Source organism: Xenorhabdus budapestensis, from assembly GCF_002632465.1.
GTDB classification, from domain to species: domain Bacteria; phylum Pseudomonadota; class Gammaproteobacteria; order Enterobacterales; family Enterobacteriaceae; genus Xenorhabdus; species Xenorhabdus budapestensis.
Genome location: NZ_NIBS01000001.1, coordinates 292,606 through 317,191 on the forward strand (window position 1 = coordinate 292,606; position 24,586 = coordinate 317,191).

General features: G+C 43.8%; 22 protein-coding genes. 6 read left to right on the top strand and 16 right to left on the bottom strand.

Features of this window, described 5'->3' with window-relative positions:
• Positions 1–44: 44 nt before the first annotated feature.
• From proA to gpt, 5 genes are all read right to left on the bottom strand, one after another.
• On the bottom strand, positions 45–1,298 hold the full coding sequence (gene proA, locus Xbud_RS01455) for a glutamate-5-semialdehyde dehydrogenase (protein ID WP_099134387.1): 1,254 nt from the start codon (positions 1,296–1,298) through the stop codon (positions 45–47).
• Between the two features lie 10 nt (positions 1,299–1,308).
• The gene (proB, locus tag Xbud_RS01460; RefSeq protein WP_099134388.1) at positions 1,309–2,412 is read right to left on the bottom strand and encodes a glutamate 5-kinase; all 1,104 of its coding nucleotides are present in this window, start codon (positions 2,410–2,412) and stop codon (positions 1,309–1,311) included.
• Positions 2,413–2,550: 138 nt separating this feature from the next.
• Positions 2,551–2,940 (bottom strand): sigma factor-binding protein Crl, encoded by a 390-nt coding sequence (crl, locus tag Xbud_RS01465; RefSeq protein WP_099134389.1) that lies wholly within the window; start codon positions 2,938–2,940, stop codon positions 2,551–2,553.
• A gap of 73 nt (positions 2,941–3,013) precedes the next feature.
• Entirely contained in the window at positions 3,014–4,261 is a 1,248-nt protein-coding gene (frsA, locus tag Xbud_RS01470) for an esterase FrsA (RefSeq protein WP_099134390.1), read from the bottom strand.
• A gap of 175 nt (positions 4,262–4,436) precedes the next feature.
• Positions 4,437–4,892, bottom strand: coding sequence for a xanthine phosphoribosyltransferase (gene gpt, locus Xbud_RS01475; protein WP_099134391.1), 456 nt, complete (start codon positions 4,890–4,892; stop codon positions 4,437–4,439).
• Between the two features lie 262 nt (positions 4,893–5,154).
• Here gpt and pepD point away from each other — a divergent pair, with 262 nt between their 5' ends.
• The gene (gene pepD, locus Xbud_RS01480) at positions 5,155–6,615 is read left to right on the top strand and encodes a beta-Ala-His dipeptidase (RefSeq protein ID WP_099134392.1); all 1,461 of its coding nucleotides are present in this window, start codon (positions 5,155–5,157) and stop codon (positions 6,613–6,615) included.
• 71 nt (positions 6,616–6,686) lie between these two features.
• Here pepD and dinB read toward each other — a convergent pair whose 3' ends face one another.
• Both dinB and Xbud_RS01490 read right to left on the bottom strand, forming a co-directional pair.
• Positions 6,687–7,742, bottom strand: a complete 1,056-nt coding sequence (gene dinB / locus Xbud_RS01485; RefSeq protein ID WP_099134393.1) for a DNA polymerase IV — start codon at positions 7,740–7,742, stop codon at positions 6,687–6,689.
• A 221-nt stretch (positions 7,743–7,963) separates the two neighbouring features.
• Positions 7,964–10,006, bottom strand: a complete 2,043-nt coding sequence (locus Xbud_RS01490; RefSeq protein ID WP_099134394.1) for a choline transporter — start codon at positions 10,004–10,006, stop codon at positions 7,964–7,966.
• Positions 10,007–10,214: 208 nt separating this feature from the next.
• Here Xbud_RS01490 and betI point away from each other — a divergent pair, with 208 nt between their 5' ends.
• Genes betI through betA form a run of 3 tightly spaced genes read left to right on the top strand, consistent with a single transcriptional unit; the run spans position 10,215 to position 14,032 of the window.
• A complete protein-coding gene (gene betI, locus Xbud_RS01495; protein ID WP_099134395.1) occupies positions 10,215–10,796 on the top strand; it encodes a transcriptional regulator BetI in 582 nt (193 codons plus the stop codon).
• Positions 10,797–10,831: 35 nt separating this feature from the next.
• A complete protein-coding gene (gene betB, locus Xbud_RS01500) occupies positions 10,832–12,310 on the top strand; it encodes a betaine-aldehyde dehydrogenase (RefSeq protein WP_099134396.1) in 1,479 nt (492 codons plus the stop codon).
• 27 nt (positions 12,311–12,337) lie between these two features.
• Positions 12,338–14,032, top strand: a complete 1,695-nt coding sequence (betA, locus tag Xbud_RS01505) for a choline dehydrogenase (RefSeq protein WP_099134397.1) — start codon at positions 12,338–12,340, stop codon at positions 14,030–14,032.
• A 76-nt stretch (positions 14,033–14,108) separates the two neighbouring features.
• Here the strand turns inward: betA and Xbud_RS01510 are convergent, their stop codons facing one another.
• Positions 14,109–14,618: a hypothetical protein gene (locus tag Xbud_RS01510; RefSeq protein ID WP_099134398.1), complete on the bottom strand. Its 510-nt coding sequence runs from the start codon at positions 14,616–14,618 to the stop codon at positions 14,109–14,111.
• Positions 14,619–14,655: 37 nt separating this feature from the next.
• Between Xbud_RS01510 and Xbud_RS01515 the strand changes: the two genes are divergently transcribed.
• Together Xbud_RS01515 and Xbud_RS01520 are read left to right on the top strand one after the other, a co-directional pair.
• Positions 14,656–14,838: a hypothetical protein gene (locus Xbud_RS01515; RefSeq protein WP_099134399.1), complete on the top strand. Its 183-nt coding sequence runs from the start codon at positions 14,656–14,658 to the stop codon at positions 14,836–14,838.
• 49 nt (positions 14,839–14,887) lie between these two features.
• Positions 14,888–17,197, top strand: coding sequence for a TonB-dependent hemoglobin/transferrin/lactoferrin family receptor (locus tag Xbud_RS01520; protein ID WP_244589831.1), 2,310 nt, complete (start codon positions 14,888–14,890; stop codon positions 17,195–17,197).
• Positions 17,198–17,339: 142 nt separating this feature from the next.
• Here Xbud_RS01520 and nqrM read toward each other — a convergent pair whose 3' ends face one another.
• The 8 genes from nqrM to Xbud_RS01560 form a co-directional block, all read right to left on the bottom strand.
• Positions 17,340–17,564 carry a (Na+)-NQR maturation NqrM gene (gene nqrM, locus Xbud_RS01525; RefSeq protein ID WP_099134401.1) on the bottom strand — a complete coding sequence of 75 codons (225 nt, stop codon included), beginning with the start codon at positions 17,562–17,564 and terminating at the stop codon, positions 17,340–17,342.
• Between the two features lie 12 nt (positions 17,565–17,576).
• Positions 17,577–18,608, bottom strand: a complete 1,032-nt coding sequence (locus Xbud_RS01530) for an FAD:protein FMN transferase (protein WP_099134402.1) — start codon at positions 18,606–18,608, stop codon at positions 17,577–17,579.
• 128 nt (positions 18,609–18,736) lie between these two features.
• Positions 18,737–19,963: an NADH:ubiquinone reductase (Na(+)-transporting) subunit F gene (gene nqrF, locus Xbud_RS01535; protein ID WP_099134403.1), complete on the bottom strand. Its 1,227-nt coding sequence runs from the start codon at positions 19,961–19,963 to the stop codon at positions 18,737–18,739.
• A gap of 15 nt (positions 19,964–19,978) precedes the next feature.
• Entirely contained in the window at positions 19,979–20,575 is a 597-nt protein-coding gene (gene nqrE / locus Xbud_RS01540; RefSeq protein ID WP_038263259.1) for an NADH:ubiquinone reductase (Na(+)-transporting) subunit E, read from the bottom strand.
• Between the two features lie 8 nt (positions 20,576–20,583).
• Complete coding sequence (locus tag Xbud_RS01545; protein WP_047685294.1) at positions 20,584–21,213, bottom strand: NADH:ubiquinone reductase (Na(+)-transporting) subunit D; 630 nt, start codon at positions 21,211–21,213, stop codon at positions 20,584–20,586.
• On the bottom strand, positions 21,206–22,000 hold the full coding sequence (locus tag Xbud_RS01550) for a Na(+)-translocating NADH-quinone reductase subunit C (RefSeq protein ID WP_099134404.1): 795 nt from the start codon (positions 21,998–22,000) through the stop codon (positions 21,206–21,208). Before Xbud_RS01550 ends, Xbud_RS01545 begins: the two co-directional genes overlap by 8 nt.
• Complete coding sequence (locus Xbud_RS01555) at positions 21,993–23,231, bottom strand: NADH:ubiquinone reductase (Na(+)-transporting) subunit B (protein ID WP_099134405.1); 1,239 nt, start codon at positions 23,229–23,231, stop codon at positions 21,993–21,995. Before Xbud_RS01555 ends, Xbud_RS01550 begins: the two co-directional genes overlap by 8 nt.
• A 3-nt stretch (positions 23,232–23,234) precedes the next feature.
• A complete protein-coding gene (locus Xbud_RS01560; RefSeq protein ID WP_099134406.1) occupies positions 23,235–24,578 on the bottom strand; it encodes a Na(+)-translocating NADH-quinone reductase subunit A in 1,344 nt (447 codons plus the stop codon).
• Positions 24,579–24,586 lie beyond the last annotated feature (8 nt).

Consider the following 24,586-nt stretch of genomic DNA (forward strand, 5'->3'; position numbering starts at 1 on the left):
GTGGCTTGTTCTGATTTAAAAATTACTAAAACAGAATATTGCCATTAACGACGGGTAAGGTAATCTCCGTAACCAATCCATTTATAAGTCGTCAATGCATCCAGTCCCATTGGACCTCTGGAGTGTAGTTTCTGGGTACTGACAGCAACCTCTGCCCCTAAACCAAACTGACCGCCATCAGTAAAACGTGTACTGGCATTTACATATACAGCCGAAGAGTCTACATGACGAATAAAATAGTCTGCATGCTGTAAAGATTCTGTCAAAATAGCATCCGAATGGGCTGTACCATGAGTACGGATATGTTCAATAGCTTTATCAATATCGCTGACAATTTCTACATTCATATCCAATGACAGCCATTCATCGCAATAGTCTTCTTCTGTCACTTCAACAACTTTTGCCGGGCCATCTTTCAGTAACGCCATAGCCGACGTCCCTGCATGCAGTGTTACTCCCTGCTCTTTCATTCTGACACTTAATGCCGGCAGAAAGTCAGCAGCTATCTTCTCATGCACCAGCAGAGTTTCCAAAGCATTACAGGCACTTGGGCGTTGAACTTTTGCATTGGTGATAACGCCCAATGCTTTTTCGAAATTCACATGTTCATCGACAAACGTGTGACAAACACCTATTCCTCCAGTGATAACCGGAATAGTGGATTGTTCTCGGCAAAGTTTATGCAACCCAGCACCACCTCGCGGGATCAGCATGTCAATATAGCGATCCATTTTCAATAATTCGGCAACCAGTTCACGATCAGGTTTATTAATCACCTGTACAGCAGTGGCAGTTAAACCACTTTGTTCCAATGCTTGTTGGATCACTTTAACCATTGCCTGATTGGTATGATGGGTTTCCTTACCACCACGTAGTATCACTGCATTCCCTGTTTTCAGGCATAATGATGCCACATCAATAGTGACATTGGGACGAGCTTCATAAATTACGCCAATTACGCCAAGAGGGACACGGCAGCGGCTCAGTTGCAACCCATTATCCAGCAGTTGTCCATCCATCACCTGCCCCACAGGATCAGCCAAGCGACAAACCTGACGCACATCATTAGCAATTGCTTTCAACCGTTCAGGAGTCAGCAATAACCGATCAAGTAATGCCTCATTCATACCCTGTTGACGGGCTTGTTCCATATCCTGCTGATTAGCAGCAAGGATCTCTTCTGTTTCCTGTTCAAGTAAATCAGCAATATGACTCAACGCCTGATTTTTCTGACTGGTGCTCAATTGAGCCAGTTGCCATGATGCTGATTTGGCTGCTTTTCCCATCTGCTCTAGCATGGTGGAATCCTTAACTTACGATCATATCATCACGGTGCACAGCAACTGCACCATATTCATAACCCAATATCTGGCAGATTTTCTGTGAATGGTGACCTGCAATCAGGCGTAAAGCGTCACTGTTGTAACGGCATACACCATGGGCTAACTTCTTGCCGGATAAGCTACAGATGCGGACAACTTCACCACGGGAAAAATCACCTGCAACACGTCTGATCCCTTTCGGCAGTAAAGAGCTGCCTTTCTCAAGAATGGCAGATTCTGCGCCATCATCAACGATGATTTCTCCCGCAGAAGGTGCACCGAAGATCCAGCGCTTACGATTTTCCATCGGACTGGTCAAGCCATGGAAACGTGTACCAACCGATTTGTCCTCAATCACATCAGCAACGACATTAGCTCTATTACCCGCAGCAATAATCACATCAATTCCGGCACGCCCTGCAACACCTGCGGCCTGAAGTTTTGTTGCCATACCACCGGTTCCAAGACCTGAAACGCTGTCCCCGGCCATCATTTTGAGTTCATCACTGATATCATGCACTTCACGAATGAGTTCCGCGTCAGGATTATTACGGGGATCGGCAGTATATAACCCTTCCATGTCTGTCAGAAGCAACAATTTATCCGCACTGCCCAGAATTGCCGCCAAAGCAGAAAGGTTATCATTATCACCCACTTTTATCTCTGCTGTTGCAACTGCATCATTCTCATTAATAATAGGGATAATCTGGTTATCAAGTAGTGCATGAAGTGTATCCCTTGCATTCAGGAAACGTTCACGATCTTCCAGATCTGCCCGTGTTAACAACATTTGGCCGACATGAATACCATAAATGGAGAAAAGCTGCTCCCATAATTGGATCAACCGGCTTTGCCCTACAGCAGCAAACAACTGTTTTGAAGCAATTGTCGCCGGCAGCTCCGGATAACCAAGATGTTCCCGACCCGCTGCAATTGCACCGGAAGTCACAATAATGATACGGTGACCTTTTTCATGTTGCTGCGCGCATTGCCGAACCAACTCCACCATATGAGCACGATTTAAACGACGGGAACCACCAGTCAGTACACTCGTCCCCAGTTTCACAACCAATGTTTGACTGTCATTCATCATATTCCTGCCATTACCATTCATTTGAAAAATAAATAAGACACAGTAAATTTAAAAAAACAGAGCTCAGTTTTAGCAGGAGAGAAGCGTCATGCCAACTGGCATAACGCAAAATTCAAAAAAAATTCATGCCAAAATTTAAACCTGAGGAGTGACAGTGTTGCCGGATGGGATCAGCGTCAGTTTGAAGGTATCAAGAGAATTGGACAGACGTTTGTGAAACGCCTGCAATGTTGATTCAAGATGCTTAAGATCAACTTCTTTTTTGATACTCATTGGTTGCCACTCACCATGTTTATCAAACAGACCTATCTGATAGTTATAAACAAACCCTTTTTCCTGTAATTCCAATTCTAACCACCATCCCCAAAACTCTCGTTTTTCTGGGGCTGCTTTTGCACTCACGCAAACAGCCAGACAATCAAAAAAGAAGTAGTGATTTTGGCATTTTAATTCGCGTAAGTAGGGCCCTAATGCAGAAAAACTCTTTAACAACTTATTTCTGGAATAACTTGCGGGTACAGTCATACAAAGGTCTCCTTTATAAACAGAAGCACATTTGTATCAAATGATTAAAAAATTTCAACTATTAAATTTAAGTTTAGTCAACTTTATCTTTCAACCATACACTTGATTCGTGTAATGCCCTACTGAAACCACTGTAGACAGGCGTTGACGGAATTGCCAATAAGGAGCCATCCATTGATGATCTAGCAATAAGTTTTGAGTCTTCTCTTGGGCTGAAAATATCATCTTTCCAATATACCGAAAACATTGGCACAGAACAGCGACGCCCCAGTAGTCCTTGATTTTTCAAAGAATAACAGCTCAGTTCTGAACGCAGAGCAGCCTCATCAACATGGTAAATGCCCAGACGACTGGCAATTACATCTTTGTACATTGACGGAATTTTCTGCTGCAACTTCTCACCATGCAGTAGTTCATGAACAACCGGGCTGACCACAGCCACTCCCTTAATAAGATGAGGTTCCAGATATGCAAGACGAACAGCAATATTGGCACCAAAACGAAAACCAAAAATACCCACTCTTGTATGGTCAATCCACGGAACAGTTTTTAATTGTTGCAATACTTGTTGATGAAGAGCGCAGGTATCCTGTGTCAATGTAAACTTGGCTGAATAACCTACAGAAGGCATATCTACCGTCAACATTGCAAAACCTAACGGTGAGAAATGTTCCCGAAACAATCGCCAACAATCACTTTGCAGACTATCAAGACTGGCACAAACGAGTATTGTCGGACACGGCCCCTGAACACCTGAAGGAATATGCAGTAAACCAGTAACAGTTTTACCTTCTTCTAACCGAAATTTCAGTTTTTTCAATTGATAATCGGAGAAATGTGCTGCATTTTCATAAGCTTTATTAGCTAGGGAAACAGCCTGATCTGCCAACTCGTCACCACGCAGATGGGGATAAGCGGCAATGCTGTATAACATTGAGGCTTTTAACCAACATTCACTGGTTTTGGATCCCTGTTCAGCATGCTGTGCTTTCTGCTGCCAGAACATTGCCTGTTGTGACCATTCAAATGCCCAATTCCCTTTACGATAGCCAACCACTGTGTCCAATAAATGGTCATGACTGCGTTCAGCATTTGTCACTGCAATCCTGCTGAGAACATCTTGAATTTCCAGCGGATTTATCCCCCTCCAGATCCAAGCGAGCCAATTAATCATGCGATACCAGCGTTCCTGGCGCTCTCCACTGAGCATTTTATTACTGATGTTAGTCGCTTGTGGACAAACGTATTTTACCAGTGTGGAAGTTTCCGGATGTTTAACCTGAGGTTTAAACAGCGATTCTGAGAGGTTCTGTTTAGTCATGGCAAAAGAAATTTATCACTGCTTATTATAAAAGTACCCAATAGATTTCGAATTGCATTGCAGTAGCAAGAGAAAAATCCCCAGATGCATAGACAACTATATGACTGGGGTAGCTATGAAGAGTAGCGCAACCAATTAAAGGGCAACTTGAAAGACGAGGGGTATAGTATAATTATTATTCACAAATAGGTGGAATAAACATCACGCCCATATCCCACGGCTGTTCAATCCATATGTTTTGAGGAACATCAACTACATAATCATCCACTAACGGACGGCCAGCAGGTTTAGCAAAAATCGTCACAAAGTGCGCTTTTGGATACATCTCACGGAGTACCTGAGCAGTGCCTCCGGTATCAACCAAATCATCAACGATGATAAAGCCTTCCCCATTCCCTTCAGCTTTTTTCAATACCTTTAACTCACACTGATTATCATGGTCATAGCTGGAAATACAAACTGTATCCACATGACGGATCCCCAGTTCACGAGCCAATAATGCTCCAGGTACAAGCCCGCCACGACTTACAGCAATAATGCCTTTCCACTGCTCTACGGGAAGTAAACGTTGTGCCAGTTTACGGGCATGTATTTGCAACATATCCCACGTTACGACATATTTTTCGCTCATAAAATTTGATCCTGGAAACTAAGAAAATCTCAGAAAAGAGTTTGTTGCGGAATAAAGGTTGCGCGAGATTATAGTGATTTAGGCGAGCAAAAACCAGCAAAAACAAGGGAACATCCTGATCCTGATTGCGCATTATTTACAAGAAAATGGTATTCTCAGGCAAGAGCATAGACACTGGGCAGCTCAAGATGATAAAAGCCCCCGATATGTCAAACATTATATACTTCCCATTTCATCAAGATGCAGTTATAGGAGATCTGACGTGTCCGAATTATCAACACTATCCCCTCAGCCATTATGGGATATTTTTGCTAAAATTTGCTCCATCCCACACCCATCCTATCATGAAGAAGAACTGGCCACTCACATCGTTGAATGGGCCAAAAACAGAAATTTCCATGTTGAGCGCGATGAAGTCGGTAATATCCTGATCAGAAAACCGGCCACAAAAGGCATGGAAAACCGCAAGACGGTTGTACTTCAAGCTCATCTTGATATGGTTCCTCAAAAAAATAATGATACACAACACAATTTTACGAAAGATCCTATCCGTCCTTACATTGACGGTGACTGGATAACGGCTGAAGGTACAACATTAGGGGCAGATAATGGTATTGGTATGGCTTCCGCCTTGGCAGTGCTAGCAGATGAATCTGTCAAACACGGCCCGCTGGAAGTTTTACTGACCATGACTGAAGAAGCAGGTATGGATGGTGCATTCGGCCTTCAACCCGGCTGGTTACAAGCTGATATTCTGATAAATACTGATTCAGAAGAAGAAGGCGAAATCTATATGGGTTGTGCGGGTGGTATTGATTTTGTCTCAACGATAACACTCTCCCGCGAGTCTCTGCCAGCAAACTATCAAACTCTGCAACTAACGCTGAAAGGCTTAAAAGGCGGTCATTCCGGTGGTGATATCCACTTAGGATTAGGTAACGCTAACAAATTACTGGCTCGTTTCCTCGCTACATATACAGAAGAACTTGACCTGAAATTGATTCATTTTCAGGGAGGGACACTGCGCAATGCTATTCCTCGTGAAGGCTCTACTATCATTGCCGTGCCAGTAGAACAGTGCCAAAAGCTACATCAGTTAAAAAATAATTATCTGGAAACATTGAAAAATGAATATGCGGTTGCTGAAGCGAATTTGACTCTCTTATTAGACGAAATTGAAACTTCATCACCAGCATTGACAGCAGATTGCCAGTCTCGTTTTATCTCTATGTTAAACACCATGCCTAACGGTGTTATCCGTATGAGCGATGTCGCTAAAGGTGTCGTAGAAACATCCCTGAACGTAGGTGTTGTTAATATGGAAGCAGACAAAGTGGAAATTATCTGTCTGATCCGTTCATTAATTGAAAGTGGTAAAGCTTATGTTGTCGGAATGCTGAATTCTCTGGCAAAACTGTCCGGCGCAGAAACAACAGCAAGTGGTGGTTATCCGGGCTGGCAGCCGGATGCTAATTCTCCGGTTATGCATTTAGTCCGCGAAACTTATCACCAACTGTTCGACAACACTCCGAATATTATGGTGATCCACGCAGGTCTGGAATGTGGGTTGTTTAAAAAACCATATCCAGATATGGATATGGTCTCCATTGGCCCAACCATTCGTGGCGCGCATTCACCTGATGAAAGAGTTCACATTAAGAGTGTTGGTCAGTATTGGCAATTGCTGACTGCCATTCTGAAATCAATTCCGGTAAAAGAGTAATATCGGCACATTCCCCTGCTCATAAGCAGGGGAATATTCTTTCTTACACGCTTTCCCCATAACAGACAACATTACCATTCCAACAATAACTGCCGTTCCAGTTGTGGATTCTGTAATGTCACATGCAGGCCAACTAACCGAACACCCCGGCCTTCTCTGCGAATTTCCCAAGCCTGTCTGGCTATCCGAAGCAGATCCTGTTTATCTAATAGAGGATGAACATATTCCTGTGTCGTCAGTTGAAAATCATCAAATTTTAATTTAATGCCCTGACGAGCAATACGGAGATCGGGCTTGACCTTTCCCAACCGCTTTTCCAGTTCAGGGTAAAGATATTCAACCAATTCGGCACAATCACGCCAATCATGAATATCCTGCGCCAGTGTTTTTTCTACACCAACAGACTTACGTAAGCGCTCAGGCTTGATTAAACGCTCATCAATACCATGACAACGCTGCCAAAGTGCCAAGCCAAATTTCCCCAATTTTTTTATTAACTCTAACTTGTCATAGCGTTGCACATCCACACAGGTTTCCAAACCCATATCTGATAATCGATTAGCAGTTACTTTCCCCACGCCAGGAATTTTGTGTAATGGTAAAGATTGTACAAACTCTTCAACTTGTTCAGGAGCAATCACATATTGACCATTGGGTTTATTAATATCTGATGCAATTTTGGCCAGAAATTTAACGGGTGCAACACCTGCCGAAGCAGTTAGTTGCAACTCCTTAAAAATTACCTGACGAATCTCTTTAGCAATTAACGTAGCGGAGCCATGACAATATTGGCAATCCGTTACATCCAGATAAGCCTCATCCAGAGAAAGTGGTTCAATCAGTTCGGTATAACGGGAAAAAATTTGGCGGATATGTTGAGAAACTTCTTTATAGAACACCATTCGTCCTGAAATCACTTTCAATTGAGGACAAAGTTTCAATGCCATTGAGGTAGACATAGCGCTGTGTACGCCGAAACGGCGGGCAGGATAATTGGCTGTACTGATAACACCTCGCCTGTCAGCGCTGCCACCAACAGCAATAGGAATATCGCGAAGTGATGGATTATCCCGCATTTCAATAGCAGCAAAAAAGCAGTCCATATCAATATGAATAATCTTGCGCATCTGATCTCTCCACGACAAAGAAACTGTATAAAAATACAGTTAAAAATCATAACGCGCTACTTTTTTTAACCATTTTTATCATACAGGCAAATATCAACCTGCATTTCACTCTTATTATCTCTCTTCCAGAGGTCTTTTATTCTAAAAATTAACTAATCAGGAATTAGATTATTTTTCCAACAAGGACGGTCTGCAATGACATATTACAGACCGTTTCCGGTTTATACCCCACTTGGGAAAATCAAAGTCTGTCCTGGAGCTTCACGGTTCAAATGAATAAAATTCAGATGTTTTTCATAGTGATCAAGAATATCGCTGATTATTTGTTCTTTTGTGTAGCCCATTAAATCATTACCCTGCGTACCTTCCATCAGAAAGGTTTCCAACCGGAAGTAATAAGACTTACCCAATCTCGCACGATAAGTAAATCCGGGCACGGAATAGCGTTGCGGCCATACCTGATAAATAAAATTCTGTTCTTCCCCCAAATCAACAATCAGTTCAAGCGGGCTAAGGCGCTTATCCTCCTCCGAAGGCAGTGTGCTAAATTGCACTTTCGCACCGCGTAATTCCAACTCTTTTGCAACTTCCTGCATCGCAGGACGACATACCATATCCAACATACGTTGGGTACTTTTCGTTCCCGGAAAATGCATCATACGACTCAGGCGCTGCTTCCAGTTCAAAGAACCATTGTCATGCACCAATGTTGGGGATGTATTCTGCAATGCACTGGCCTTACGGAAGTCTTCCACTCGCAATGATTTATACAATCCCGCCATAATAAAGAAGATCACAAAACTAAACGGTAATCCCATAATTACTGTGGTGTTTTGTAAAGCAGAGATACCATCCGTCATCAATATGCCCAATGTCAGTACACCAATTGCCACAGACCAGAATATCCGCAGCCAGTTTGGTGCGTCATTATTAATATCACTGAGGTTAGATGTGAAATTGCCTAAAACCAACGATCCCGAATCGGCCGATGTGACATAAAATAACAGCCCGGTGATAGTGGCAACGGAAGCACTAAAAGTAAAAGCCGGATAAAGTGCCAGAAGGTTATAAAAACCTTGCTCCGGATGGAGCAATACTGTTTCAGCTAATTGCCGATTACCGTGAAGAATTTCATATAACGCACTGTTACCAAAAATCGATAACCAAAGCAGCGTAAAAACAAATGGAATAACCAGGGTTCCCATTACAAACTGGCGGATCGTTCGGCCACGGGAAATACGCGCAAGGAATAATCCAACAAACGGTGACCAGGCAACCCACCATGCCCAGAAAAATAGTGTCCAGTTATTCATCCATTCGGTCGGACGTTCAAATGCGAAACTATTGAGTGTCATGCTCATAAAACGGCTGATGTAATCACCAACATTCTGCACCAGTCCATTAAGCAAAAATTCTGTATCCCCTACAAACAAGATAAATAGAATCAACCCTAATGCCAGTAACACATTCAATTCGGACAAAAATCGAATGCCTTTGTTCACACCAGAGGTGACAGATACCGTTGCTACTATCACCGACAGCAGTATTAATCCCCCCTGAACGCCCAAGCCCTGTGGCAGCCCGAAAAGCACTTTCAAACCGTAATTTAGCTGCACCACACCGATTCCCAATGTAGTTGCGATACCGAAAATCGTGCCTATTACCGCAGCGATATCCACGGTATGACCGATAGGCCCTTTGATACGATTGCCAAAAATAGGATAGAGCGCTGAACGGATAGTTAATGGCAAGTTGTAACGATAACTGAAATAGCCCAGAGCAATCCCCATCAGAGCATACATAGACCAGCCCGTCAGGCCATAGTGGAACAATGTCCACACCATCGCCTGACGAGCTGCTTCAATCGTTTCTCCTTCCCCCGTAGGTGGACGCATATATTGCGTAACCGGTTCAGCTACTGAGAAAAACATCAAATCAATACCTATCCCGGCAGCAAACAACATTGCCGCCCAACTGAGCAAACTGAACTCAGGCTTAGATTGTTCCGGCCCTAGTTTGATAGAACCAAAACGGGAAGATGCAACAAATATGACAAAGACAATATAAAGCGTTGCAGCCAGCAGGTAGTACCAGCCAAAAGTTTTAGATACCCAGTTCAGCGTACTTTTTATCCAGATACTCGTTGCATCCGTAAAGAAAAACGTGAAAAGAGAAAAGACAATAATTAACACTGCTGAGATAAAAAAAACGACAGAGTTCAGTGTATCCTTCTGAATGTTTTTTGGACTGTCTTGTGTGTTCATAGGCAGTTCCTGAAATTAATGAAAAGAAAAAACGAAAAAGAATAATGACAATAACCATATGAATAATAAATAAAAAATAAACTAACTCTCAATAGTTCCAATTCCATTTTGTAAAAATATTGTAATAAAACATATTTAATTTTGATTGAACATTCAATTAAAAAAAAGTTTAATAGCGCCGGATCATTGATTTTCTGAGCGTAAGGTCATGCCCAAAATTGGAATACAGTCGATAAGAAAACAACAACTCATTGATGCAACATTAGCGGTCATCAATGAAGTTGGAATGCAGGAAGCAAGTATTGCGCAGATAGCCAGAAAAGCCGGGGTTTCTAACGGTATTATCAGTCACTATTTCAAAGATAAGAACAGATTACTTGAAGCAGCTATGCGGCATCTATTGTATCAACTCAAAATGGCTGTAGCACGACGGTTAAGGCTACTCAACAATGCTACTCCGGCTCAAAGGCTAACAGCCATCGTTGAAGGAAATTTTGACGCCAGTCAAATCAATAATGCAGCCATGAAAACCTGGCTGGCTTTTTGGGCCAGCAGCATGCACCAGCCCAATTTGTACCGATTACAACAAGTGAACGAACGTCGCTTATATTCCAATATCTGTGTTGAATTCAGAAGGACTCTACCCAAAAGAGAAGCGCAACTGGCAGCACAAGGGCTGGCAGCTCTGATTGACGGTATCTGGCTGAGAAGTGCCTTGAGCAGCAAGCCCTTTGATATAGAAAGTGCCTTCACTATCACCATCGATTATATCGAGCAGAAACTCAGATAACCTGTGTACCCTGAATTCTGATCTAAGGAGACTCTATGACCCGTTTTGGTTTACAGAAGCTTTATATCCACGGTGCTTATGTTGATAGTGCCAACCCTGATAGAAACACTTTTGATGCAATCAATCCAGCCAATGGTGAAGTCATTGCTCAATTGCAGGCTGCAACTGAACAAGATGTTGAGCTGGCTGTGGAAAGTGCCCAAAAAGGACAAAAAATCTGGGCAGCAATGACTGCGGTAGAGCGTTCACGGATCTTACTTAAAGCAGCAGATATTCTCCGTGAGCGCAATGATGAATTGTCCGAACTGGAAACACTGGATACCGGCAAACCGCTCTCCGAAACTCAACTAATTGATATCCTTACCGGTGCCGACGTTATGGAATATTATGCCGGTCTGATCCCTGCGATTGAAGGCCAGCAAATTCCATTGCGTGAATCCTCTTTCATCTATACGCGTCGTGAACCACTAGGCGTCGTGGCAGGCATTGGGGCATGGAACTATCCAATCCAAATTGCCTTGTGGAAATCAGCACCAGCGCTGGCGGCTGGTAATGCCATGATTTTCAAACCCAGTGAAGTGACTTCCCTCACCGCCCTGAAGCTCGCTGAAATTTATACTGAAGCGGGTTTACCTGATGGCGTATTTAACGTCCTGACAGGCATGGGGCATGAAGTGGGCCATTATCTGGCTGTCCATCCGAAAATCGCCAAAATGTCTTTTACCGGCGGTATTGTCACCGGCAAGAAAGTGATGGCTAACGCATCCGGCTCAACATTGAAAGAAGTCACAATGGAACTGGGTGGTAAATCTCCGTTGATCATTTTCGATGATGCCAATCTGGATCGGGCTGCCGATATCGCCATGATGGCAAACTTTTTCAGTTCAGGTCAGGTCTGTACCAACGGTACACGCGTTTTTATCCCGAAGGCACTGGCTCCCCATTTTGAAAATAAAATCATGGAGCGTATCAAACGGATCCGCATTGGCTCACCGCTTGATCCGAATACCAATTTTGGCCCATTGGTAAGCTTCCAGCATATGGAATCTGTCTTACGCTACATAGAAAGCGGCAAAAATTCAGGTGCCCGTTTGCTATATGGTGGTAAACGCTTAATGGACGGTGATCTGGCGAAAGGGGCATTTATTGCACCAACCGTATTTACCGACTGTACCGATGACATGCTGATTACCCAGGAAGAAATTTTCGGCCCGGTAATGTGTATTCTGACCTACGAAACAGAAGATGAGGTCATTGCTCGCGCTAATAACACAGATTATGGCCTTGCCGCAGGAGTAGTGACGAAAGATTTATCCCGTGCTCACCGTGTTATCCACCAATTAGAAGCCGGGATTTGTTGGATCAACACATGGGGAGAATCACCGGCAGTTATGCCAGTCGGTGGCTACAAACATTCTGGTGTCGGACGCGAAAATGGGCTGGTTACTCTACAACACTATACACAGATTAAATCAATACAGGTTGAACTAGGAAATTTCGAATCCCTATTTTAACCCACGACTGAAACAGAGGAGATAACAATGGCATTTGACTACATTATTATCGGTGCTGGTTCAGCGGGTAATGTGCTTGCAACTCGTTTAACGGAAGATCCGAATGTTACTGTCCTGTTGCTGGAAGCAGGTGGGCCAGATTACCGATTCGACTTTCGTACTCAAATGCCAGCAGCGCTGGCATATCCCTTGCAGGGAACCCGTTACAACTGGGCGTATGAAACCGATCCCGAACCCTACATGAATAACCGTCGTATGGAATGTGGACGGGGTAAGGGAGTAGGGGGATCGTCATTGATCAATGGCATGTGCTATATCCGTGGCAATGCGATGGACTTTGATAATTGGGCAAAACAACCCGGTCTGGAAGATTGGGGGTATCTCGATTGCCTGCCTTATTTCCGTAAAGCAGAGTCACGGGATATTGGCCCGAATGACTACCATGGCGGCGATGGCCCTGTCAGTGTTACCACACCCAAGGCCGATAATAATGAGCTTTTTCATGCGATGGTAGAAGCCGGTATTCAGGCTGGCTATCCAAGTACTGACGACCTGAATGGCTACCAGCAAGAAGGCTTTGGCCCGATGGATCGTACTGTCACACCAAAAGGCCGTCGCTCCAGCACTGCTCGCGGTTATCTGGATCAAGCCAAATCTAGATCTAACCTAGCCATTATGACTCATGCACTAACAGACACCATCAAATTTAAGGGTAAAACTGCCGTTGGTGTCGATTTCTACCAAGGTAATAGTTCAACACTGACGCAGGCCAAAGCACGCAAAGAAGTTTTGCTCTGTGCCGGAGCCATCGCTTCCCCGCAGATTTTGCAGCGTTCAGGCATTGGCCCTGAAGATGTATTGCATGAATTTGGTATTCCTGCGATACATATTTTGCCCGGTGTAGGGCAAAATCTTCAGGATCATCTTGAAATGTACCTGCAATATGAGTGCCTCGAACCTGTTTCTCTCTATCCTTCTTTGAAATGGTATAACCAACCAATGATTGGGGCTGAATGGTTATTTAAAGGCACTGGTATTGGTGCCAGTAATCATTTTGAAGCCGGTGGTTTTATCCGCACCAGTGAAAAATTTGCCTGGCCCAATATTCAGTATCACTTCTTACCCGTTGCCATTAACTACAATGGTAGTAATGCAGTCAATAAACACGGCTTTCAGGCTCACGTCGGTTCGATGCGTTCCCCAAGTCGGGGGCGTGTGAAAATCAAGTCACGTGACCCACACCAGCATCCAAGCATTTTGTTCAACTATATGTCTACAGAACAGGACTGGCAGGAATTCCGCGATGCCATTCGCATTACACGGGAAATTATGGCACAACCCGCACTTGCTCCTTATTGTGGCCAGGAAATAAGCCCCGGATCTGGTATCCAGACAGATGAGCAGTTGGATGCCTTTATTCGGGAGCGTGCCGAAACAGCGTTTCATCCATCCTGTAGTTGTAAAATGGGATTTGATGAAATGGCTGTTGTTGATAGTCAAGGGCGAGTGCATGGTGTTGAAAACCTGCGTGTCATTGATGCGTCTATAATGCCGGAAATTATTACCGGTAATTTGAATGCCACCACTATCATGATGGCAGAGAAAATTGCCGATAAAATCCGGGGACATCCCCCTCTGCCCCGCAGTCAGGCAAAATATTATGTCGCCAATGGTGCCCCGGTACGCAAATCGCCAGTAAACACATCATCAGAGAGTTCCTGAAAAAAAGGGTGATCATGTTCAGATCACCCTTCCTATATGAATAAATTATCAGAATGATAAATTCTGATACGTTGAATTAACCTTCCTCTTTTTTGCTATTATCACCTTTAAGACTGTTGATTAAATCATCCGTCTTTTTATCGGCATCCGATTTTATTTCTTTCGTCTTCGACTTTACTGCATCTGCAAACTGATTAATTTTATCCGTGGCCTGTTGTTGTATCTCCCCCGCTTTGGCTGTCATCTTATCCGCTGCGTCATTTAGAGATTTTGTAACATCACCCGTATTGGAAGACTGCGTTTGACTTACCGCATCATGAGTGGAATGGTTCATATTACCCTGTTTTTCCTTGGATTTATCTACCGATTCACGCTCTCCACCCGCAGCATTGTCTTTCATGTCCTGTGATTTTTCTTTTTCATTGTCCGTCATTTCTGAGTTTTTCTGCTCAGTATCCGTTTTCATTTGAGATGCACTATCTTCGGTTTGATGGGTTGAATCCTCCGCTTTTTTGGAAGCATCATCACAGCCTGCAATAAATGCCACAATTCCTACCAAGAACAGCGTACTAAGAATCTTCTTCATTGACTAACCCCTTGCACTTACGGAAATGACCTTGCGAATGAGTGTTTTGGTTTTTATACCACAACATCCCATAAGCACTTTGCAGCAAACCATACCTATAAAAGCTATGTCTATAAAAAGCTATGCCGATAAAAAAACTGTACTGATAAAAAACTGTGCCGATAAAAAACATGCAGATAAAAATAATTCTCATTTTTATCTGCCCGACTTGCTTTCTTAGATGACTTATAACAATGCAATATTTCACACAAACACATTTTAGGAAATTTATGGCAAATAATAGTCAAAATTTAGAAAAACGCCCAATCACAACTTTTATTCGAAAAATCTTAAACGGAACATTTTCGGGAACACTGGTATTAGGTATTGTATTTTCCAATGCCGTTTTAGCGGCAGAAAATCCTGCTGAGAAGGGTGCCGAAAAGAAAAATAAGGTTATACAACTATCAACGCTTTCGGTAATAGGAAGTGTCCACAACAGCACCAGCGCAGGTAGTTCTTCGCTCAAAAAGGAAGATATCGACCGGACTCAGGCTGATAACGTTGCCCAATTACTCGAACAGCTTCCCGGTGTTTCTATGTCCGGCTCGCCGCGCTCCGGTGGGCAAACCTTAAATATCTGGGGAATGGGAGAATCAGAAGACATCAAAATCACACTGGATGATGCACCCAAAGGATTCGAGAAATATCGTCAGGGTTCCATTTTTATAGAACCAGAATTAATCAAACGTATTGATGTTGATAAAGGGCCACACAATTTATTGAATGGCAACGGTGGATTTGGCGGTTCTGTCAAAATTGTGACAAAAGATACCAGCGACTTGTTACGTCCGGATGAAGATTGGGGCGGCTTTATCAAACAAAGCTACCACACCAATGACAGGCAATGGATCAACAGTATTGCGTTATACGGCAGAGATCCTAATGGCTATGCTGATGGATTGCTGTATACCAACAAACGTGATGGTCATAATATCAAGCGCCCTGATGGTACACGTTTTGAATATTCACAAAACAACCAAACGTCTTATTTATTGAAAGCCAATTTCTACCCCAATGACACGCATACTATAAGTTTGTCCGCTATGCGCTCTGAATCAGATGGTTGGCAGCCGTGGGCAGCTAAACGGGATGGAATGGTAGTTCCATCTGATGCTGACATCAAAAGATATGGCTGGGATGGTGCCTGGAAAAGAAAATTGGTCTTCCGTGATCAAATCGATCAAAACTATTCTGCCAAATGGAGTATCGCACCGGAAGATAATCCATGGATAAATTTAACACTTACCTATGCCTATTCCAAAACCAAGCAAAACGATAGTCGCCCTGAGAATGCTGCATCTTCTTTCAGTGGGTTAATGGGTAATAAAAGCTGGGTTGATTACACTGACAATTTGGTTGATATCAATAATAACAGCGTGTTCTCAACAGGTATAATCGAACATGAATTAATAGCAGGCGCCCGTTGGCATAAGAACCAACGCAACGTTTTAATGTTCGATAAAGGCAATAAAAATAATGCTGAATATAATTACGGCTATTACCAGCCTCACTATATGCCAGCGGGCGATCAGCATACTTACAGCGTATATATGCAAGATTCTTTGAAACTAGGGAATATTACAATCACGCCAGGGATTCGCTATGACCATGTTAAAAACATTGGTGAAGAAAATAAGGCACCTCGCTTTAACAACAAATCACCTGAAATCAACCATGATTATAGCAGTGTGACTTATACTGGTTGGACACCTCATTTGGGAGTAGTGTGGAAAACCAACCAACATCTTTCACTATTTGCAGATATCAGCCGCACATGGAGAGCACCACTGGTAGATGAACAGTATGAAGTTCAGTCAGCAAAAACCAATCTTCCCGGCTCCAGCCGTAATCTTAAGGTTGAAAGAATGACAGGGATACGACTTGGTGCCATTCTCGATTTCGATGATCTGATGCTTGAAAATGACAGCTTGCAAATTCGTACAACCTTATTCCGTAACCGTGGTAAGGATGAAATCTTCAAAAGACGTGGAATTTATTGTACAGAACAAATTGAAAGTGGTTCGAGTAGCTCATGTGAAAAGCCATTAGCGAATTATCGCAACCTGCCGAGTTATACTATAGAAGGCTTGGAAATAGAGACCTTCTATGACAGCAGAACACTATTCGGAAAATTTTCTTTCTCTACCATTCGCGGCCAGCGTGATGCTTCGATGCGCGATCCGTGGATAGGACATAAGACCTGGATTGCTGAAATTCCGCCAAGATCTGCACATGCTATGCTTGGGTTCAAAATCCCACGCTGGCAGATGGCGATGGGCTGGAAAGGTGATTTTATCCGCAAACAAGATCGTTCATCTGTAGATGGCGATCCAGAAGCATGGCATTGGTCATTACCAAAAACCAGAGGCTATGCCCTGCATGGTCTGTTTGCAAGCTGGCGCCCGCCTCTTATGAAAGGCTTTGAAGCACGGATCACTGTAGATAACCTGTTCAACCGTGATTACTATCCATATTTAGGAGAAGCCGTTTCAGGTATTGGTCGTAATTACAAATTCAGTATTTCACAGCAATTCTAACTGACACTTAACCACTCAACTGATAATCCTTTTAATATCCTGTAAGAAGCCGATAAAAACCCGCTGTTTTGTCTCACAGCGGGCTATCCTTCCAACGTTATTTTTTTAACTGGTGATAGATTTTCTCACAAGAAAAACATCATCAAAGAATGCGGTTTTTCTCCAGTTGCGCATAACGAGCGGCTTCCCTTGCCATACGTTTTTTACGCGCATCACAAGGTTCAGGACAATCGCAGACTTTTTCAACACCTATACTTCCCAAGCCTCCACAACTTCCCTGAATACTTTTGCGCTTAAAGATATAGCCTAATGCCATCCCCACAAAAGCCAGCAGGAAAAAGATAAAGGCTGCGATAAAAACTTCCATAACCTTTCCCTCTTATTTTTTCTGTTGTAAATATTGCTTAAAGGCCGGGCTATAACGTTCTTCAAAACCATCTTTAGTTTTGACTATCATAAAAACCGGAATGTTCAGTTTTTCAGCTAATTCCATTCCCTTAACTGGCCCTAACACATCTATCCCGGTAGAAAAACCATCTGCGCTCATGCAGGTCGGTGCAATAACCGTAATCGAAACCAGATTATGTCTGATGGGGTTCCCTGTTTTGGGATCAATGGTGTGAGAATAACGCACGCCATTCTGTTCAAAATAGTTGCGGTAATCACCCGATGTCGCGACAGCCATCTCACCCGGTTCAATAATTTCCTGAGCACTTTGCGTCATTCCACTATCGGATGGCTTTTCAATCGCAATTCGCCATGGAGTACCCTTACCGTTGTTTCCTGATGTGCGAACTTCACCACCAATATCAACCATGTAATTCCTGATATTCTGAGAAGCCAGGTATTCCGCGACCACATCAACACCGTAGCCTTTAGCAATAGAGGAAAGATCAACATATAATTCAGGAATGGACTTAATCAGATTATTACCTTCAACAGATAATTTATCGATCCCAATCCACGCACGGCGTGTTGCCAATTCTTCATCTGTTGGCGCTTTAGTCACTCGTCCTTCCGGCCCAAATCCCCACAAATTCACTAATGGCCCAACAGTCACATCTAAAGCACCATCCGTCAATTGATTAATACGGGTAGCTTCCTTAACCACTTTCGCTGTAGCTGTGGATACCGGAAAGGGTTTATTCACTTCACGACTTTGATTAAAACGACTCAATTCAGAATTTGGCCGATAAGTGGACATCTGGTCGTTTACTTCTTCTAATAAACGATCAATCTCTTTTTGCAGTTTTTCCGGGGAAGGTCCTGATAAATCAGTGATATACTTGATGGAGTAATAAGTTCCCATCGTTTGCCCACTCAGGTTCTGTTGTTCTGGACCACCACATGCTGATAACAGCACGGCCATGAACATCAATACACCCCAGTTGATAATTTTTTTACTCAACATAACTTACTCTTTCTGAATCATCAGCGCCCACGAAATGTGGGCGCTTATCGTTAAATCAAAGTGTTATATACCCGGCGTTTTTCAATCTTAAAATCCATAGGGTATAGATCATGATCTGATTCAGATCATCAGCCACCGAAATCATCCAGCATGATGTTTTCATCTTCTACACCAAGGTCTTTCAGCATCTTAATGACCGCAGCATTCATGACCGGAGGCCCACACATGTAGAATTCACAATCTTCTGGTGCCGGATGGTCTTTCAGATAATTTTCATACAGGACGTTGTGAATAAAGCCTGTATAGCCATCCCAGTTATCTTCCGGCAAGGCATCAGACAGCGCAACATGCCAGGTAAAGTTTTCATTTTCTGCCGCCAGCTGATCGAAATCTTCGGTATAGAACATTTCACGCTTGGAACGGGCACCATACCAGAAAGAGATCTTACGATTGGAACTCAAACGATTGAGCTGATCGAAAATGTGAGAACGCATTGGTGCCATACCTGCACCACCGCCGATGAATACCATTTCAGCATCAGTATCCTTCGCGAAGAATTCACCGAATGGGCCGGAAATCGTCACTTTATCACCGGCTTTTAATGACCAGATGTAAGAAGACATGATACCCGGTGTCACATCAGGGTTTCTTGGCGGAGGTGTGGCAATACGCACGTTCAGCATAATGATGCCATGCTCTTCCGGATAGTTCGCCATTGAGTATGCACGAACTGTCGGCTCATTGACTTCAGAAACATAGCGGAACAAATTAAATTTATCCCAATCTTCGCGGTATTCCTGCGGTACATCAAAATCAACATAACGGGCAATATGTGGAGGACATTCAATCTGAATGTAACCACCTGCACGGAATGGTACGACTTCCCCATCAGGTACTTTCAGTTTCAATTCTTTAATGAAAGTTGCTTTGTTATCGTTAGAGATAACTTCACATTCCCATTTCTTAACGCCGAAGATCTCTTCCGGCAATTCAATTTTCAGGTCTTGCTTAACATTAACCTGACATGCCAGACGGCAGCCTTCTTTTGCTTCACGCTTGTTAATGTGAGACAGCTCTGTAGGCAGGATATCACCACCGCCTTCTCTGATCTTCACACGACACTGACCACAAGAGCCGCCACCACCACATGCTGAAGAAACGAAAATACCCTGATTGGCAAGCATACCCAACAACTTATCACCAGCGGGAGCAGTAAAACTTTTCTCCTCATCGCCGTTGACTTCAACTTTAATATCCCCGGTGTTCACTAACTTCGATTTTGCGAACAAAATCATTGCCGTCAGCGCCAACACAATCAGGGTAAACATTACTACGCCTAGAATGATTATATCCATGAATTCTTCTCTCCTTTAGAGCTGCACGCCGGAGAAGGACATAAAACCCAATGCCATCAATCCGGTGGTAATAAAGGTGATCCCCAATCCTTTCAAACCTGCCGGAACATCCGCATATTTCATTTTTTCACGAATAGCGGCCATCAGGACAATTGCCAGCATCCAGCCCATACCTGAACCAAAACCATATACGATGGATTCACCAAAGTTATAGTCACGCTGTGCCATGAAAGAAACACCACCGAAAATCGCACAGTTCACCGTAATCAACGGCAGGAAAATCCCCAACGCGTTGTAAAGTGCAGGAACGTAACGATCAAGGATCATTTCCAGAATCTGCACCAGTGCAGCGATCACACCGATAAAGGTAATGAAGTTCAGGAAACTCAGATCAACCCCATCAATCAAGGCTCCATCACGGAGTACCAGATTGTAAACAAGGTTATTGGCAGGAACAGAAATTCCCAAAACAACCGTTACGGCAACGCCCAGACCAAAAGCAGTTTTGACGTTTTTAGACACCGCCAGAAAAGTACACATACCGAGAAAGAAGGATAACGCCATATTCTCGATAAAGACGGCACGGACAAATAAACTGATATAATGTTCCATGTTGTCTGTTACTCCTTATCAACCTGCTCAGGTTTCAGAGTCCGCAGACCCCAAATCAGCATACCAATGATGAAAAATGCACTTGGTGCCAGCAGGAACAGACCGTTAGGCTGATACCAACCACCATTTTTGATGGATTCCATCACAGTAATACCCAACAGCTTTCCTGAGCCAAACAGTTCGCGCAAAAAGCCCACCAGTAACAAAATGACACCATAGCCTAAACCGTTACCGATACCATCCATGAAACTTTCTACTGGAGGAGATTTCATGGCATAGGCTTCTGCACGTCCCATTACGATACAGTTAGTGATGATAAGGCCAACAAACACAGATAGCTGTTTTGAGATTTCATAGGCATATGCCCGCAAAATCTGGTCTACCACAATAACCAACGAGGCAATAATTGCCATCTGCACAATGATTCGCACACTGCCCGGAATGTAATTACGAATCAACGAAATGAAAAAGTTAGAAAATGCTGTTACCAGTGTCACAGCAAGCGTCATCACCAATGCAGTTTCTAGTTTGGTTGTTACCGCTAATGCTGAACACACACCCAAAACCTGCAATGCAATTGGGTTATTATCAAACAGCGGCCCAAGAAGGACGCGTTTTATCTCTTTACTATCAGCCATCTTTCAAGACTCCCTCGCGTACTTTTTTCAGGAACGGGCCAAAACCATTATCACCCAACCAGAAATCAAACATATGCTGAACACCGTTGGAAGTCAGAGTCGCGCCAGACAAACCATCTACACCATAAGGATTATCACCCGCGCCACCACGAACGATTTTGAGCACCGGAGCACCTTCCGGGTTATAAAGTTTTTTGCCAACCCATTGCTTACGCCATTGTGGGTTATCAACTTCACCACCCAATCCCGGTGTTTCGCCGTGAGAGTAGTAAGTAATGCCGCGAGATGTTACGCCATCCACGTCAATGGAAATAAAGGCATACATCATTGACCACAGACCTGAACCATATATCGGCAATACCAGCTCAGTAGTTTTGCCGTGTTCATCTTTAACCAGATAGATTTCTGTCATATCAGCCCGACGACGGATTTTCGCCAGATCCTGTTCTGGGGATAAAGCTATGCTGGTTTCATCACGGCGCAGGGCATTATTCAGGTCAAAATTGCCATCACTTTTTTCGAGTATTGCTGTTTTCAAATCAAGCAATCTTGGCTGGATATGGCTGTCATAAGCTGCTTTGATTTCTGCTGTTGTCATGTCTGGTTTCAGCAAACCAGCAACATCCAGAATATTACGCTGTTTATCCAACAGTTTTTGTTCTTGTTGCTGTGCCCTCAAACCTACGGCTGAACCAGCAACGACAATCGAACATACAAGGCACAACACAAAAACAACAAGAAACGTTCTGCCGATGCTGTCATTATTTTTTGGTTTATCATTAGCCACGGGCTTTTCTCCGCTTAATATTGGCCTGTACGACCAAATAATCGAACAGTGGCGCGAACAGGTTAGCGAATAGAATCGCCAACATCATCCCTTCTGGGTAAGCTGGGTTTACAACACGGATCAGGATACACATCACCCCAATCAGAATGCCGTATGCCCATTTCCCTTTATCCGTAAATGCAGCAGATACGGGATCTGTTGCCATAAAGATCATACCGAAAGCAAAGCCCCCCAGAACCATGTGCCAATACCATGGCATGGTGAACATTGGGTTAGTGTCTGAACCAATCGCATTAAACAGATAGGACATTGCAATCATACCGATCATGACACCAGCAACAATGCGCCATGAAGCGATGCGGGCAAACAGAATGATGGCACCACCGATGAAAATCATCAGAGTGGAAACTTCACCAACTGAACCTGGGATGTTACCAAGGAAAGCATCCATCCATGTTACAGGCTGACCTGTGATGGTGTTCATCAAAGCATGCTGGCCCGCATTCGCCCATTGAGACAGTGGGGTTGCCCCGGAAAAACCGTCAGCCGCAGTCCAGACTAAATCACCTGAAATTTGGGCAGGATAAGCAAAAAACAAGAAAGCACGACCCGCCAGAGCCGGGTTAAGGAAGTTACGACCTGTACCACCAAAGATTTCTTTTGCAACTACGACACCAAAAGTAATCCCCAGTGCCGCCTGCCACAATGGCAGTGTTGGCGGAACAATCAGTGCGAACAGAATAGAACTGACAAAGAAGCCTTCGTTGATTTCATGTTTGCGGATAATGGCAAATAAGATTTCCCAAAAGCCACCAACCACAAAAACGACAGCATAAATTGGCAGGAAGTAGGTTGCCCCCAGCAGCATTTTGCTGCCCCACCCTGCATCTGGTGTCAGTGACGCACCAAGATACTGGGCCAATATATAATGCCAGTCAGAAGCCAGAACCTGCTGTAGTGCTTCTCCACTGTATAGATGGGTTAATGCAGGTATCGCCTGATTCCCTACATTATACATTCCCCAGAACATGGCCGGAAAAACAGACATCCATACCAGAATCATCATACGCTTGAGGTCGATGGCATCACGGACGTGGGCGGTTCCCTTTGTCACTGTTCCCGGAGTGTAAAAAACGGTGCTTACTGCCTCATAGAGAGGATAATATTTTTCCAGCTTGCCACCGGCCTCAAAATGGTGTTCTACTTTCTCAAATAAATTTTTCAGGCCCATGAATTACCCTTCCTGCTCAATCTTATTTAGCACTTCACGCAGTACCAGACCATACTCATATTTACCCGGGCAAACATAAGTACACAGTGCCAAATCTTCTTCATCCAACTCCAGACAACCCAGTGTCTGAGCGCTGTCAGTGTCTCCCGCCAGCAAGTCACGCAGCAGATGAGTAGCCATAATGTCCAACGGCATCACCCGCTCATAGTTACCAATTGGCACCATAGAGCGCTCTCCGCCATTTGTAGTGGTTGAGAAAGCAAAACGTTTCTTTTTCAGGAAGTGACCGATGGTAGTACGGGTAATGGAGAATTTATTAATTCCCGGAGCAATCCAGCCAAACAGCTCTTTTTCACGCCCTTCAGCCAGAACAGAGACCAAAGTGTGGAAACGTCCCAGATAATGATGAACTTCATCTGATTTCATACCACACAATACAGAACCGGAAATGATACGGTTCTCACCTGCTTTCAACTGACCTTGCGTCAACTCCAGCAAATCAACGCCCAGACGGGAACGAACTAAACGTGGTGATTTAACCTGCGGCCCTGCCAAAGAGATTATGCGATCAGTATACAGTTCACCGGTTGTGAATAACTTACCGATAGCGATAACATCCTGATATCCCAAGTGCCATACTGTTTTTTGGGCACTGACTGATTCAATGAAATGAATATGCGTTCCAACCAGCCCTGCCGGATGTGGACCGACAAATTGGTTGTACGTAATTTGAGAATTGTTCCCTGCATTTGGAATATTTCCAACGCCATGGCAGACGTGGATTTTTCCTACTGTCAGCTTTGACAGAATATTCAGACCATCAACAAAGGCCTCTTCCTGTGTCGCAATAACGACAGATGGATCAGCAGCCAGTGGCTGTGTATCTATTGCCGTGACAAAGATTGCCTTTGGTGTGGAACCGGGGACAGGTGAACGACTGAAAGGACGTGTACGCAACGCCGTCCACAGCCCTGATGCAAGCAGGTTTTTTTCTACCTGTTCACGAGTCAGACCAGCAAGCTCGGCACGATCATAACGATCAAATGTGATTTGTTCATCACCACTAACTTCAATCACAACAGATTGCAGTACACGACGTTCTCCGCGTCCAATGGTAACGACTTTCCCACTTGCGGGACTGGTAAAAACTACCCCTGGATTCTTTTTATCTTCAAAAAGAATTTGCCCTTTTTTAACATGCTCACCTTCCTTAACCAGCATAGAAGGACGCATTCCAACATATTCCTCGCCCAATAAGGCGACATAGCGAATTGTCGGACCATCTTCTATAACTTGGGCAGGCGCTCCTGCTATCGGGAGGTCGAGTCCTTTTTTAATTTTAATCATAAGATTTG